At 55.0% G+C, this 14,506-nt stretch carries 12 protein-coding genes and 1 tRNA gene; 3 read left to right on the top strand and 10 right to left on the bottom strand.

The window, feature by feature from the left end; translation table 11 throughout:
• Window positions 1-187 precede the first annotated feature (187 nt).
• Window positions 188-439, top strand: coding sequence for a tyrosine-type recombinase/integrase (locus HO274_RS00165; RefSeq protein ID WP_051862702.1), 252 nt, complete (start codon window positions 188-190; stop codon window positions 437-439).
• Window positions 440-519: 80 nt separating this feature from the next.
• On the opposite strand, the gene HO274_RS00160 is transcribed toward HO274_RS00165, so the two are convergent.
• The 7 genes from HO274_RS00160 to leuC form a co-directional block, all read right to left on the bottom strand.
• Window positions 520-609 (bottom strand) — tRNA-Ser (locus HO274_RS00160).
• 43 nt (window positions 610-652) lie between these two features.
• Complete coding sequence (locus HO274_RS00155) at window positions 653-1,288, bottom strand: GntR family transcriptional regulator (protein ID WP_062188080.1); 636 nt, start codon at window positions 1,286-1,288, stop codon at window positions 653-655.
• Entirely contained in the window at window positions 1,288-2,745 is a 1,458-nt protein-coding gene (locus HO274_RS00150) for an efflux transporter outer membrane subunit (protein ID WP_273120441.1), read from the bottom strand. The genes HO274_RS00155 and HO274_RS00150 overlap by 1 nt, the downstream gene beginning before the upstream one ends.
• Window positions 2,742-3,881, bottom strand: a complete 1,140-nt coding sequence (locus HO274_RS00145; RefSeq protein ID WP_062188079.1) for an efflux RND transporter periplasmic adaptor subunit — start codon at window positions 3,879-3,881, stop codon at window positions 2,742-2,744. The genes HO274_RS00150 and HO274_RS00145 overlap by 4 nt, the downstream gene beginning before the upstream one ends.
• A complete protein-coding gene (locus HO274_RS00140; RefSeq protein WP_273120438.1) occupies window positions 3,878-7,024 on the bottom strand; it encodes an efflux RND transporter permease subunit in 3,147 nt (1,048 codons plus the stop codon). The genes HO274_RS00145 and HO274_RS00140 overlap by 4 nt, the downstream gene beginning before the upstream one ends.
• Before the next feature lie 107 nt (window positions 7,025-7,131).
• On the bottom strand, window positions 7,132-7,770 hold the full coding sequence (gene leuD, locus HO274_RS00135; protein ID WP_031597190.1) for a 3-isopropylmalate dehydratase small subunit: 639 nt from the start codon (window positions 7,768-7,770) through the stop codon (window positions 7,132-7,134).
• Window positions 7,770-9,173, bottom strand: a complete 1,404-nt coding sequence (gene leuC, locus HO274_RS00130) for a 3-isopropylmalate dehydratase large subunit (protein WP_273120436.1) — start codon at window positions 9,171-9,173, stop codon at window positions 7,770-7,772. The genes leuD and leuC overlap by 1 nt, the downstream gene beginning before the upstream one ends.
• A gap of 148 nt (window positions 9,174-9,321) precedes the next feature.
• Between leuC and HO274_RS00125 the strand changes: the two genes are divergently transcribed.
• Together HO274_RS00125 and aroC are read left to right on the top strand one after the other, a co-directional pair.
• Window positions 9,322-10,350 carry a S66 peptidase family protein gene (locus HO274_RS00125; protein ID WP_051862261.1) on the top strand — a complete coding sequence of 343 codons (1,029 nt, stop codon included), beginning with the start codon at window positions 9,322-9,324 and terminating at the stop codon, window positions 10,348-10,350.
• A 98-nt stretch (window positions 10,351-10,448) separates the two neighbouring features.
• Window positions 10,449-11,546 (top strand): chorismate synthase, encoded by a 1,098-nt coding sequence (gene aroC, locus HO274_RS00120; RefSeq protein ID WP_031597196.1) that lies wholly within the window; start codon window positions 10,449-10,451, stop codon window positions 11,544-11,546.
• Here the strand turns inward: aroC and HO274_RS00115 are convergent.
• Genes HO274_RS00115 through HO274_RS00105 form a run of 3 tightly spaced genes read right to left on the bottom strand, consistent with a single transcriptional unit; the run spans window position 11,536 to window position 14,432 of the window.
• A complete protein-coding gene (locus tag HO274_RS00115) occupies window positions 11,536-12,918 on the bottom strand; it encodes a TrbI/VirB10 family protein (protein ID WP_031597197.1) in 1,383 nt (460 codons plus the stop codon). The genes aroC and HO274_RS00115 overlap by 11 nt on opposite strands.
• Window positions 12,915-13,730 carry a TrbG/VirB9 family P-type conjugative transfer protein gene (locus HO274_RS00110; protein ID WP_031597198.1) on the bottom strand — a complete coding sequence of 272 codons (816 nt, stop codon included), beginning with the start codon at window positions 13,728-13,730 and terminating at the stop codon, window positions 12,915-12,917. Before HO274_RS00110 ends, HO274_RS00115 begins: the two co-directional genes overlap by 4 nt.
• Complete coding sequence (locus tag HO274_RS00105; RefSeq protein ID WP_031597199.1) at window positions 13,731-14,432, bottom strand: VirB8 family type IV secretion system protein; 702 nt, start codon at window positions 14,430-14,432, stop codon at window positions 13,731-13,733.
• Window positions 14,433-14,506 lie beyond the last annotated feature (74 nt).

Here is a 14,506-nt window from a genome sequence, read left to right as displayed (position 1 = left end):
TTTGCGGCAGAGCCAAGGGTTGCAAAAATCGTTCTGCCAGACAAGCGGTCAGAATCGCCTTCTATTCAGGATGCGGTTGTCGGAGATATTGCGCGCGCGACGTGTGGGGGAAACCTTTGTGCTGGATGACACCAAAAATGGCAATCCGAGAATCGTACCGGTCCATCCAAGAATCTGATCCATTCAGATGAAACCGGTGAGCAAGATAACGATTCAGCACTCTTTCAAGGAATCAGCGAGGGCCCAAGGGTTGGGGCATTTCCACTTCCATGACCTGCGCCATTCAACGGCAAGCGAGATGATCAACCAAGGGGTGGATCTTTATACTGTTGGGGGAGTTTTGGGCCACAAGGACTCGAGAAGAACTCAGCGTTATGCGCAGTTGGCCACTGAAAGTTTGGCTGCGGCGATTATGAAGATCGGAAAGAAAGCGGCTTGATGGTCAAAAAACTCCCACTTTTGATTTTTGTTTTTGCTGGATTTTAGTGACTTTAATCGGCGTGTAAAGCCCGTAAATACTGGCGGAGAGGGTGGGATTCGAACCCACGGTAGGCATATACCTACGCCTGATTTCGAGTCAGGTACATTCGACCACTCTGCCACCTCTCCAGACCGCGATTATAAAGTAAAACTCGTCAGGTGGCAGAACCTTTCAGCGCGGTAGTTTAGCCAGCAAGGATTCCATGAAAGCGCGCAACAATCTTCCTGCCAAGGCTCCTTCCCCCTTTTCAAGGGCCGCCAGAATGGCGTCGTGATCGGCAGCACAGGAGGACAACTCAGCGGACAGGTGCTGAGCCACAAAAGGCAAGCGTGCACGCGTCTGGACGTTTTCCCATACTTCCAGAAACAAATGATTGCCGGACTGCACCACGATGCTTCGATGAAAATTGAGTGCATGTCGACTGTAACGGGTCACATCACGGTCTTGAGCCGACTCGTGTAAGGACGCAAGATCGGCACGCAGGGAATCCAATACCGCAGGTGGGCAGGGAACGGCCAATTCTGCCGAACGCTGTTCCAAGATAGCCCGCAAAACATAGGCTTCGGCCATCTCCACCGGATTAGGGGAACGTACACGGGTCCCTTTGTAGCGCAGGGACTCCACTGCACCCATCACTTCCAATTCACGCAGAGCTTCGCGAACGGGGCTCTGACTGACCTGGAATTCCGCCGCCAGATCCAGTTCTACAAAACGATGTCCTGGCGCATAGGTCCCCTCCAGAATACATTCCAGCAAGCGATCGCGAATCTGGTCACGCATGCAACGGCGCGGTAAAGGTTGAGACATCAGGAATGCACTCCCGCAGGGGCAGGGGATTTTTCCGAATCAGAAGAATCCAAATCTGACCACCCACCACCCAGCGCCTTGACCAGAACGATACTGCTCGCCAAGGCCCGCAAGCGTAATTGAGTCGCTCCGGTCAAGGTTAGAGCCGCAGTCCGCTCAGCCTGCAATACCTCGAAACGGTTGGTCAACCCTCCCTCAAAGCGCAGACGAGCCTGTTCCAAGGCCTGCTGCGCTGCCTCGCTGGCTCCATGAGCAGCCTCGGCTTCTTCTTCTAATTCGCGCAGGGCCGCCAATTGATCTTCCACCTCACGCCACGCCCCCAACACGGTATTTCGATAATTGGCCACGCTCTCTTCCCACTGAGCCCGTGCCAAGTCGTTGGCCGCCGCGATCTGCCCTCCATTGAACAGAGGCAACGACAAGGTAGGACCGAAAGACCATAAACGATTGGGGGCCACCAGTAAAGGTCCATAACCCGTATTTCCATAACCCGAGTATCCTGTCAAATTAAAGACAGGAAACCATGCAGCCTTGGCCACCCCGATATTGGCATTGGCAGCTTTCACCTTCTCTTCGGCACTGACCACATCAGGACGTCGTTCCAGCAAGACCGAAGGCATCCCTGGAATGGGATGTAAAGGGGTGGGTAATTCGGCCTCCACCGGGGTAATGTGGAACTCCTCAGGATTTGAGCCCACCAACAGAGCCAGGGCATGTTGCATCCGTTCACGCTGCAGACGCAGTTCATTGAGTTGCTGGCGTGCCATCTGCCAATTCAGATCAGCCTGTGCCTGATCCGGGATGGCGGCCTCGGACCCCGTCACCAATACAGTTGTCAACGCACGGTTATCAGACCAACTATTCACCTGTCGTTCCGTCTCGGATAATTCCACATCAAGCGCGCGCAACGATTCATAATCCAATGCAATTTCGGCTTCCGTAGACAAGGCCAAGGTAGCCAGATCGTCGGCACTGGCACGGGCCTGAGCATCGGCGGCATGGGCAGCATTGCGCAATGCCCCCCAGATGTCCAACTCGTAATTCAGATCCAGTTGAACTTGATTGGTCTGGAATGCAGGATAGTTTTGTACTGGAAAGATCATGGTATGTTCGGAAATTTTCGTCTTCTGGTGCGTCGCCGCAGCTCCGATCATGGGCCATAGATTGGCCCATTGCTCGCGTGCTAACGAACGTCCTTGATCCAGACGAGCCAAGGCCGCCAACAAATTCTGGTTGGCCACCAATCCCGAGTGCTCCAGATCGTCCAATACCGGATCATGAAAAACTTTCCACCAGGTTTGGGAGGTCTCTGTGGCTTTGAAAGGTACCCAGTGCCCATCCTCTACCATTTTCTCCTGATATTGGGATGCAGTGGGCAGGTCAGGGCGGGTGTAGGTAGGCGCGAAGGAGCAACCTGACAACCCAAAGAACAGGCCTGCGATCAGAACCTTTTTCATGGTATTTTCCTAAGTGCGCCAGCCTCACGGGCGACAACTGTCACGCCATCGGCCAGAGAATCAGGGGGACTCACCACCACCCGATCCGACGAACTGATTCCTGCCAGAATTTCGATGCGCTCACCCAAATCCCGTCCCACGATAACGGGTTTCAGAGATACCACTTGATGTTCGTTCACTACGGCCACAGAAGTCCCATTAGCACGAAACACCAGGGTATTGGCCGGCAAAGTCACCGATTGCTTCGCAGCATGGCGAGGAAAATGTACCTCTATATAACTGCCTGGCAACAATATTCCGCCTTCCAGATTCAGTTCCACCAACTCCGTATGATTGATGGGATCGATTGCCTGGGCATGGCGAACCAATTGAGTATTCCAGATCCGCCCCGGAAAAGCACGGGCCTCGATATTGACCGCTCCACCCGCCGGAAGAGATGAAACCTCATCTTCCGGAACCGGGATGTAGGCCCGCAGACGCCGTGCATCTGCCAGATGGAATAGCTCTGTTGCCTTGCCATTGGCTGATCCGCTATCGATCATAGTGCCCACATCCACGTTGCGTGCCGTAATGATCCCGTCCACAGGAGCGACGATCTTCCTAAATCGGTCCAGTGCATGCAGTCGTTCCAGATTGGCCCGTGCCGCATCCAGTGCCGTCTTCTTGGCTTCCGCATCCAAACGTTTATTGTCTGCATCCTGAGGCGATACGGTTTTGGTGGGCAGGAGGGCTGCATACCGTTGCGCCGTCACACGCGCCAGTTCATCATTGGCCTCCGCCGTTCGCATCTCGGCCTCGGCTTGTGCTTCCTGTGCGTCGATATCCGGGGTACTGATCTCGGCAATTTCTTGGCCAGCCTTGACCTTCTGCCCGATGTCCACCGCCCAGTGTTTGAGATACCCTGAGGTATGGGCATAAATCGGAGTTTCCGTCCAGGCCTGCAATTGGCCAGGAAGAATCAGATCGGGCACATGACTTTCCGGCAGGGCATGGGTCACCTCCACCTGCCATTGAGCATCTGCCATCGAATACTGGGCCAGGGCCGTTTGAGCGTGCAAACGGCTCATGATACCCCAAGCCGCAACTCCTACCGCTACCAGAAAAATCAACCCACCAAAGAAACGAGAGGAAATCATGACATAGTCCTTGAGGAAACCGAACGTCTGGAACGAATCAAACTAAACAATACGGGCACGAGAAACAAGGTCGCCACGGTGGCAAACAATAATCCTCCGATGACGGCACGCCCCAAAGGTGCATTCTGCTCTCCGCCCTCCCCCAGTCCCAGAGCCATGGGCAGCATTCCGATGACCATGGCCAGGGCCGTCATCAGCACCGGTCGTAAACGAGTACTTCCCGCTTCGAGCGCCGCCTCCAGCGCCGACAGTCCCTCCGCTACCCGCTCGCGGGCAAAACTGATCACCAGGATACTGTTGGCCGCTCCAACCCCCATACACATCACGGCCCCCGTCAAAGCGGGAACCGATAAGGTCGTGTGGGTAAGAAACAGCATCCACACAATCCCAGCTAAAGCCGCAGGCAAAGCGCCAATGATGATGAGAGGATCGATCCACGACTGAAAATTCACCACGATGAGCAAATACACCAGCACGATAGCGCTCAAAAGACCCCACTCCAGACTGGTAAAGGAATCATGCATGGTTTGCACCTGTCCGCGCACGATCACCTGTGTCCCTTTGGGCAGATACTTTTGGTTTGCATGAATGATTTCCTGAATGTGTTTCGCCACCGTGCCCAAATCGGTTCCCTGAACCGCCCCAAAAATATCGATGGCAGGTTTCACATTGTAGTGACTGACCACGGCGGGCCCTACGCCGTGGCGAAAAGTGGCCAGGTTAGCCAGGATTTGCGGGGGCACCATGGGCGAGGCCACAGTAATAGGCAGTTGGCCCAAATCCCCCACCGACTGCAGACGGTATTGCGGCATCTGTGCCGACACGTTGTACTGCACACCGTTTTTTGGATTGGTCCAGAAACTGGGTGCCGTCTGAAAACTTCCGGACAGGGATGTCATGAGATTACTGGCCACATCCTGCTCCGTATATCCCAAGGTCTCGGCCAGATCACGATTCACTTCAACCTCCACCTGAGGATAGTCGAAGGGTTGCTGGATACGCAGGTCTACGGCCCCCGGGATCGTCTTCAGTTGGGCCAGCAAACGATTGGCAAAAACTCGGTTCTCTGCCAGACGAATCCCCGAGATCTGCACATCCAAAGGGGCAGGCAAGCCAAAATTCAGGATCTGACTGACGATGTCTGCGGGCAGGAAAGCAAAGGAAATGGTCGGAAAATCCTGGTGCAATACCTTTCTCAACTCATGCACTACTTCCGGGGTGGGCGTATGCCCCTTACTCAACGTAATAAAAATATCCGCATCCCCCGGTCCGATGGGCGCGGAGGTACTGTAAGACAAATTGATCCCGCTGTAGGGCAACCCCACCACATCCACTTGGGTATCCAATTGCTTCCCCACATGACGCCGTATATCTTGTTCCACCAAGTCACATAAAGCCGTCGTGTCCTCGATACGCGTCCCACTGGGGGCACGCAAGTGTAACTTGATCTGTCCTGCATCCACCTCTGGAAAAAAATTCTCCCCAATCCACGGGTACAACAGGAACGACAACCCCACCACTCCATAGAAGATCACGATAAAACGACGCGGACGGGCGCGCAACACTTTTTCCAAACGGACATGATAAGCCCCACGCAAACGGTTGAACCCTGCTTCGAAACGCTGCTGGATAACGGCACCCCAATGTCGCGCAGAGTTTCCATGTTCCTGATGTAGCCAGTATTTGGCCAAGGTCGGTACCAGAGTCCGGGACAATATCCAAGAGGCCAACATGGCAAATACCACTGCTTCTGCCAAAGGCACGAAAAGGTAATGGGCTACCCCAGTGAGCAGAAACATGGGGATAAAGACGATACAAATGGCCAGGGTGGACACCAACGAGGGCATGGCGATCTGACGCGCACCATCCAGAATAGCCGTTTCTGTATCTTTACCCTGCTCCAGGTGCCAGTTGATGTTCTCAATGGCCACCGTGGCATCATCTACCAAAATTCCCACGGCCAAGGCCAAGCCGCCCAGGGTCATGATATTGATGGTCTCGCCCAACCACGACAACACAATCAGGGACACCAGTACGGAAAGAGGAATGGAAACGGTGATAATCAGGGTACTACGCCACGATCCCAAAAAAAGCAAGATCATGAGCCCCGTCAAAGCCGCTGCGATCAACCCTTCACGCACCACCCCATCGATCGCCGCCGTCACAAACAGGGACTGATCTCCCGTGGTATGGATATGCATACCCGGGGGCATATCTGCCCGCACCTGTGGCATGAGACCCTTGATGCTGTCGATGATCGTCAGGGTGGATGCCGACCCGGTCTTGAGCACGCTCATCAACACGGCTCGGTGTCCGTCCACTCGTACCACATTGGTCTGCGGGAGCGCTCCATCATAGACATGGGCCACGTCCCGAATATGGATCAGTGCCCCAGAGGGTGTACGCAAAGGGATACCATTCAACTGATCAATATCGGGGAAACTGGCGTTCAACTTCACCACATATTCCCAATGGGCAATTTTTTCCGTTCCGGCCGGAACGATCAGATTCTGAGTGGCCAGGGCACGCGTCACATCATTGGCCGACAAACCATAAGTCCTCAATGCCGCTGGTTCCAGATCCACCTGCACCTGACGCATCTGCCCGCCATAGGGATAAGGAAGAGATGCGCCTGCCACAGTCGCCAATTGGGTGCGAATGAAATTGTTTCCGAAATCGAACAACTGGCCTTCCGTCAAGCGTGAACTGTCCAGTGCCAACTGGATGACCGGCACACTGGACGCGTTATAGGCCAGAATAAATGGGGGAGTCATGCCCGGCGGCATTTGGCGCAAAAGGGTCTGAGAAATAGCGGTGATCTGAGCGACAGCCAGATCCTCGTTGACCCGAGGTTGAAAGAAATACTTCACCACCGCGATCCCATTCAATGACTGGGACTCGATATGCTCGATGTCATTGACCGTGGTGGTGGCGACCCGCTCGGTAAACGAGGTAATGTGGTCGGCCATATCCTGGGGCGGCATGCCCGAATAATTCCACACCACCGACACCACCGGAATATTGATATTGGGCAAAATATCCGTGGGCGTGCGACGAATGCTGAAAACCCCCAGCAGCACGATCAGCAACGCCATCACCAGAAAAGTATGGGGGCGTTGCAAGGCGAGACGAACGATCCACATGACAGGAAAACCCGAAACCAAAAAAACGTATTATGGATTATCGATAATTAGTCGTCAAGACAGTCAAATTGATCTTTTTTCCCGTAAATCCACAACGCTTGACACCTTCAGGCAAAAATCCAAGGCTCCTGCTTGGCCCGGCGTTCTTCATAGGCACGTATCTCATCGGCATGCTGCAAGGTCAACCCGATTTCATCCAATCCGCGCAGCAAGCATTCTTTACGAAACCCATCCACAGCGAATTCAAAAATTTTTCCAGTCGGGGTCGTCAAGGTCTGTACAGACAAATCCACCTGCAATCGATAGCCTTCAGCAGCCTCTACTTCCTTGAATAGGAAATCAACTATTTCTTCTTTTTGAACAATTGGAAGCAATCCATTCTTAAAGCAATTATTAAAGAAAATATCGGCAAAACTGGAAGCGATGATCACCCGAAATCCATAATCATCCAGCGCCCAAGGTGCATGTTCGCGACTTGAACCACAACCAAAGTTCTCCCGCGCCAGGAGAATCTGCCCTCCCTGATAGCGGGGTTGATTGAGGACAAATTCAGGGTTCAGGGGGCGCAAACGATTGTCCTGTCCGGGCTGACCTTCGTCCAGATAACGCCAGGCATCAAACAGATTGGGACCAAAACCAGCACGATGAATGGATTTGAGAAATTGTTTGGGAATGAGGGCATCGGTATCCACATTGGCCCGATCAAGGGGCACCACGAGACCGTTCAGGGGGGTGAAAGCGCGCATCAAAAGTTCTCCCGAATATCGACAAAATGTCCCGCAATGGCTGCGGCAGCAGCCATCTGTGGGCTAACCAGATGGGTACGTCCGCCCGTGCCCTGCCGTCCTTCAAAGTTCCGGTTGGAGGTAGAGGCACAACGTTCCCCCGGACTGAGGCGGTCCTCATTCATACCCAGGCACATGGAACAGCCAGGATGGCGCCATTCAAAACCCGCCTCGAGAAATATCTGATCCAACCCCTCGGCTTCGGCCTGCGCCTTGACCAGTCCAGAACCTGGAACCACCATGGCCAATTTGATGTTGGCCGCCACATGCTTGCCCTTCACCACCGCTGCCGCTGCACGCAGATCCTCGATGCGGGAATTGGTGCAGGAACCAATAAACACCTTGTCCAGAGAAATTCGGATCATGGGCGTATTGGCGCTCAGTCCCATGTAAATCAAGGCCCGTTCCATGCTCTGACGACGCACCAGGTCCTTTTCCAGACGGGGATCGGGCACCTGCCCTGTCACACTCACCACCATTTCCGGCGAAGTGCCCCAGGTCACCAGAGGTTCAATGTGTTGAGCCGACAAAGTGACTTCCTTGTCGAACACCGCCCCCTCATCGCTGTGCAAGGTGCGCCAATAGGTGACGGCCTGGCCCCACTGAGCATCGGACGGAGCGTAGGGACGTCCCTTCAGGTAGGCAAAGGTGACATCATCAGCACCGATCAAACCTGCTCGGGCTCCCGCTTCGATGGCCATATTGCACAGAGTCATGCGCCCTTCCATGCTGAGACCCCGAATGGCCTCCCCCGCAAACTCGATGGCATATCCTGTGCCTCCGGCAGTGCCGATATGACCAATGATGTAGAGCGCCACATCCTTGGCCGTCACACCTTCCGGCAGTGTCCCGTCCACGGTGACACGCAGGGTTCTGGAGCGGCGCGCCACCAAGGTCTGGGTGGCCATGACATGTTCCACTTCGGAGGTGCCGATGCCAAAAGCCAAGGCAGCAAAAGCCCCATGGGTACTGGTATGAGAGTCTCCACAAACCACCGTCATGCCCGGCAGGGTAGCCCCCTGCTCTGGTCCCATGACGTGCACAATACCCTGACGCCGATCGCCCATGGGATACAGTGTTACTCCGAATGACTGACAATTCTGGCTCAAAGTTTCCACCTGGAGGCGCGAAACGAGATCATGAATTTCCGTCTGGGTGACAGTGGGCGTATTATGATCCGCAGTGGCCACGATACTTTGCCCCCGCCATAAGGGACGTTCTCCCAGCGTCAGGCCCTCGAAGGCCTGTGGACTGGTCACCTCGTGAACCAGATGGCGGTCAATGTACAACAACGTCGTACCGTCACTTTCTTCACGCACCACATGAGCCCGCCATAACTTGTCATAAAGGGTTTGAGCCGTCATTACCAAGATCCTCCACTGAACGGGTTATTATGACACAACGACCAAGGGTCAGAAAACCCGAGGCAATTTACCCTCTCAAGAATGGCGACTGTAAAAGGATTGTCCAAGCCCCGATGACGACCAATGAATTTCACGTTATATTTGTGCCATGAACACACGTTTACCCTATTTACTCCCGCCCAACCCTACCTTGGGTCTATGTGCGCCCTCCGGCTTCCTGACCGAGCCCGGAGCCTTGGAAATGGCCATCCTGTATTTCTCTGAACACGGTTGGAATGTGCGCGAAGGAACCCATATTCGCAACCGGCACGAGTATTTTGCAGGAACTGATACCGAACGACTGGAAGACTTTCATGAACTGATCCGTGATCCCAAAGTGGATGCCATCATGGCTGCTCGTGGTGGCTATGGCTTGACCCGCCTACTGCCGCATCTGGACTATGACGCCATCGCTACGGCCCGCAAACCCATCATCGGCTTCAGTGATGTCACGGCTCTTCATCTGGCAGTACTGGCGAAAACGGGGCTGGTCACCTTTGCAGGCCCCATGGCCGCCCCCGATTTCGGACATCCACATCGAAGTGCGTTGCACCAGGATCATTTTTTACCCCTGCTGCAAAATGAAACCCACTCGTCCCCCCTCATTCGTTTGCCTTTCACTATTCATGAGGGGGCAGCCGGACTGCGCCTACGCCACCAGATCGGCAACGGACTGGAAGGAATCCTGTGGGGTGGCAACCTGTCCTTGGTGGCTCACCTGGTGGGAACGCCCTATCTGCCTCAGGTAGAGGAAGGGATCCTGTTCCTCGAAGAAGTGAATGAAGAGCCTTACATCATCGAGCGCTGTCTGATGCAGTTGTACCATGCGGGCGTATTCAATTCGGTACGTGCCATCCTGTGGGGCCAGTTCAACCGCTGCGAACCTACCCACGCCTCGGCAGCACCTTATACCCTGGAACAGGTGGTAGATTATCTGCAACACTTAGTCCCCATTCCCTTGTTGCAGAACCTACCCTTTGGTCATGTGCGGGACAAACTCACTCTGCCGGTGGGAGGACGGGTACGAATCACGTTGCCGGACCCTGCCCACTACCAGTTGCATTTCTCTCAATATGGCGTAACAGGCGCTCTTCAAAAGAAATCGGTCACCGAACAGCGCGGTTCGGATTCCCCCTGAATCGAGAGATTCTGCGAGTGCATCAGACGCAATGCAACTCGACGGGACCTCCCCACGAAACTCCATGCTAAGATTCAACTTTTGTGCGGGGAATGGGTATGGCCGGTAATACATGGGGGCGAATGTTTTGTGTCACGACCTTTGGGGAAAGCCATGGCCCCGCGCTGGGTGCCGTAATTGATGGCTGCCCGCCTGGACTGCCCCTCTGCGAAGCCGACATTCAACCTGACTTGGACCGACGCAAACCCGGTACCTCCCGTCATGTCACCCAGCGTCGCGAATCAGATCAGGTACAGATCCTGTCTGGTGTCTTCGAAGGGGTTACCACGGGCACGCCCATCGCCCTCGTGATTCATAACGAAGACCAGCGCAGTCGTGATTACGATAAAATCGCCCAGCAGTTCCGTCCTGGTCACGCCGATTACACCTATCTACAGAAGTATGGGTTGCGCGATCATCGCGGCGGAGGACGTTCCTCCGCCCGAGAAACAGCGGCACGGGTGGCGGCTGGCGCCGTTGCCCGGAAGTGGCTGACACAGCGTTACGGCATCACTATTCGCGGGTACCTGTCCCAATTGGGACCCATTCCCATCACAGCCAAAGACTGGACCGCCATCGACCAAAACCCGTTTTTTTGCCCGGACCCGGATCTCGTCCCTCAACTGGAATCCTTCATGGATGATCTGCGCAAGTCGGGAGACTCCGTGGGGGCACGTCTAAGCGTGGTGGTTAGCGGTCTGCCAGCGGGGTGGGGCGAACCCGTCTTTGACCGTCTGGATGCAGACATTGCCCATGCCCTCATGTCCATCAATGCCGTAAAAGGTGTGGAAATTGGCGACGGGTTTGCCGTAGTGACCCAGCGAGGCACGGAACACGGTGATGAAATGACGCCAGCGGGGTTTCAAAGCAATCATGCGGGCGGAATTCTGGGCGGGATATCCACGGGACAGGATCTCATTGCACACCTGGCCATCAAACCCACATCGAGTATTCGCTTACCCCGTCGTTCCCTCGACCGCCTGGGGCAAGCCGTAGAAGTTCAGACTACCGGACGTCATGATCCCTGTGTCGGCATTCGTGCCACACCCATTGTGGAAGCCATGATGGCCCTTGTTTTGATCGATCATGCGTTGCGCCAGCGTGCCCAGAATGGCGATGTCACACCGCCATTGAAACCTTTCTCCCTCAGGGCGTAGAAGGGGCACCGGACATTTCTGCTGAAGCGGAAGCCAGGGAAGCAAAGTCCATATCGCGGTTTACCAACAGGGTAAAAGGATAGCCTTTCTTGATAATGATCACCGGACCGATGGCCGCTTGTCCGGCAAAACCGATGCTGGCGGTATTCACCAGAATCTGACCCGCCGCATCCGTGGTCAGGTTGTTGCCCATGCCCCCCAGTACGGTCACTCCTCCCGTTGGCTGGGCAATGATCTGAGCCAGTCCGGCCGTCATGAACTGCCCGCCCAGACGCTTCCAGAATCGATTATCTACCTCATCCTGCATGCCTGACTGCCCCTGGTCATCAGAAGCAACCATATCCTCCAACTGAAAACTCACCCCACTGGGCAGGATGAGGCGATGAAAAGAGGCCATCAAACGCTCCTGTCCCGGCAAGATGTGTGCTGCAAACTGCCCGATCAGCCGACTGCCCTTGGGAATGGCCAGCAGGGTTCCATCAATGGAATCGTATACATCCTCGGTAATCTGGGCCGTGATCAATCCGGGCAAATCACTGTTAATCTGGGTAATCAAAACCGCTGGCATGACGGTTCCCTCCAGCACAAGAGCATGATTGGATGGCTGGATCGGTTCCAGAGGAGTCGTGTTCTGGCGTGAACGCACCTTTGCCGGAGGAGTTTGGGGTGCTGCTCCAGGTATGGCCGGGGTTGGATTCCAGGGCGAAGCCACCATCCCTGTCAGAGCAGGTAAGGCCCCTACCCCATTGAGACCTAAGCCCAGAGAAGGGATGTTGGGTGGGACGGATTCACTCCCGGGAAGTATGCCCATCCCAGAACCGGGCTCTGCAATGGAAGATGAACTGCCCGGTGCAGGGGTTGAAAGCGGAACCGGTTGAGCCACTGGCCCCCCAATGGCCAAAATTGGACTGGCAGCAATCTGGGCTGCCTGCTGGACACGGGCCAACTCGATCTGATGCTGGCGTTCCTGCTCAGCCTGACGGGCTTTTTCTCCCGCATCATCCACCAGCGGCGGTGGCGGTCCAGGGTCGGCCATCTGCTCACGCACCAATTCATGCTGCAATGTACTGACCGCCGGGGCCTGTCCCAAGACGACAGTCTGGGCATCGAGGGATGGCGATGATGCTGCCCTTACCCGACCGACCAGAGCCTGAACCCCGAACCCCAGTACCACCGCCAACCCCAATCCTGCAGCCACCCACCAGTGCAAATGGCGACGAACCCTGCCTGGCGGAACTCCCTTTGTCCATTCCTGTGCCTCTTCCCAGAGGCCGGATTGTTCTGCGTCTGGTGCAGACTCGATGCCTGATTCTGGCCGGATATTTTTTTCCACGCCCACCTGTGCCACACCCATGGTTTCCTTTTCTCTCATGGTTTTTGCTCTGGCACCTCCCCCTGCGCTTCGGAGGACTTGCCATAATCCGGATTGATCACTTCAACTTCGGTTCCACCCAACTTGAGCAGAAAACGCGGCATCAGTCGTTGCACCACAAAATAAGGGGGATGAAGCAGATAATTGACCAGTCGGGAACCCTCGGCATCGACCATGAAGACGGCAGGAAGTACCTGGGGGTGTCCCATGTCAATCCAAGTAAAACGTCCATCGTCAAACACTTCCAGAGGACGAAATTCCGCATCTCCTTTGATCGTGTAATGGGTATGCACGCGCCGTGGAATCAGAGAAAAGGGATGAATCGTTTTCCCCGATGGAGAAGACAGGGATTTTTCTTCGTCCAAAATCCACCGCACCCGCATAACCCAGGGTCCCTGGGGGGTAGTACTGCGTAGAACCAGGGAGTAGACGCGCAAGTTGGTTACCAAAGTCCCCGCCGTGAAAAGGTCAGGACGCAACGGCTTGAGAAAAAGATGCCCCGGCAATTCCTCCACACGCCATTGCAAGGTATCCCCCAGAGCCAATCCCGTGATTTTTTCATGGGGAGCCAACTGCAGGTCTGTAGGAACCCCGGGGACGGTGAGGATTTCCGTTGGAACTTCCGAATCATAAACTTGTACCTGTGTACGAGTCGGCCCCACAGGATCAGAATCTGCCGCTTGAGTCAATAATAAAGCGCAAAGACACCACCCTGCCCTTGCCCAACCCATCGCCATCACGCCGGACCATGGGAACATACGCTTTTTCACCACCGCGAAAAAACCGAGATTCCTGAAGGGCAGGTCATTCATTCATTGCTCCAAATCCGTATTCACCAAAAAGTGCGTGATGAATAGCCCCGCCGGGTTTTTCAGAACTTCCTCCTCGCGCTCGGGAGCCACCACGGAAAAGTGCAAGGTCAGAATGAATTTCTCGCGCTGTGCCATGGGATTTCCGCCATTGCGCCGTTCCGTCACGACACGCAACAGAGCCGCTTCATCCTCGATAAGCGATACACTGGACACCGCTACGGTACGGGTCAAAGTGGGGTCTTTGCGCAACTCGGCCATTGGCTGGTTGCGCTGCACCCAGTCGGTGAATTCCACCGTCGCTTTTCCTCGTGTCAATTGATAAGCATCCGCCAGGTACACAGGGGTCAGGTGCGGATCGAGGGTCAGCAACTGACGCACCCACTGCGCCAGAAAGTAGCGCTTTTCAGACTCCGCCGGGTGATATACCTGAACATGGGTATTGGAAACAGCCACTGCCCCATTTTCCGAGCGATCCAGAACGAAGGGCACCACTGCCTTCAAGGGAAGGAGAAGCACCAAAGCGATACCGCTCAGAAATAACCCCAACCCCAGAACCAAACTGATCAGAAACCAGCGGTTTCGCTCTACCAGCGCCGCCCCCTGCACTTCAAACCATGCTTGTATCACCCGGGGATTGACAATAGGAGGAGTGCCGTCAGGCGGTTCCTCATGCTTCGGGCGACCCGTCCATTTCCCTCTCATCCCCCTCCTCCTTCATGCAGAGGGACTATTGAATCATGTCGAGAGACGCCTGCCGTATCGAATACCACCGTATC

Source organism: Ferrovum myxofaciens, from assembly GCF_013181415.1.
In the GTDB taxonomy this organism is placed as follows: Bacteria; Pseudomonadota; Gammaproteobacteria; order Burkholderiales; family Ferrovaceae; genus Ferrovum; species Ferrovum myxofaciens.
This window is presented reverse-complemented; position numbering and strand designations above follow the sequence as displayed.

Coding starts and splice junctions, on each gene's coding strand:
- HO274_RS00165 (WP_051862702.1), top strand. CDS start 188: ATGAAACCGGTGAGCAAGATAACGATTCAGCACTCTTTCAAGGAATCA.
- HO274_RS00155 (WP_062188080.1), bottom strand. CDS start 1,288: ATGTCTCAACCTTTACCGCGCCGTTGCATGCGTGACCAGATTCGCGAT.
- HO274_RS00150 (WP_273120441.1), bottom strand. CDS start 2,745: ATGAAAAAGGTTCTGATCGCAGGCCTGTTCTTTGGGTTGTCAGGTTGC.
- HO274_RS00145 (WP_062188079.1), bottom strand. CDS start 3,881: ATGATTTCCTCTCGTTTCTTTGGTGGGTTGATTTTTCTGGTAGCGGTA.
- HO274_RS00140 (WP_273120438.1), bottom strand. CDS start 7,024: ATGTGGATCGTTCGTCTCGCCTTGCAACGCCCCCATACTTTTCTGGTG.
- leuD (WP_031597190.1), bottom strand. CDS start 7,770: ATGCGCGCTTTCACCCCCCTGAACGGTCTCGTGGTGCCCCTTGATCGG.
- leuC (WP_273120436.1), bottom strand. CDS start 9,173: ATGACGGCTCAAACCCTTTATGACAAGTTATGGCGGGCTCATGTGGTG.
- HO274_RS00125 (WP_051862261.1), top strand. CDS start 9,322: ATGAACACACGTTTACCCTATTTACTCCCGCCCAACCCTACCTTGGGT.
- aroC (WP_031597196.1), top strand. CDS start 10,449: ATGGCCGGTAATACATGGGGGCGAATGTTTTGTGTCACGACCTTTGGG.
- HO274_RS00115 (WP_031597197.1), bottom strand. CDS start 12,918: ATGAGAGAAAAGGAAACCATGGGTGTGGCACAGGTGGGCGTGGAAAAA.
- HO274_RS00110 (WP_031597198.1), bottom strand. CDS start 13,730: ATGAATGACCTGCCCTTCAGGAATCTCGGTTTTTTCGCGGTGGTGAAA.
- HO274_RS00105 (WP_031597199.1), bottom strand. CDS start 14,432: ATGAGAGGGAAATGGACGGGTCGCCCGAAGCATGAGGAACCGCCTGAC.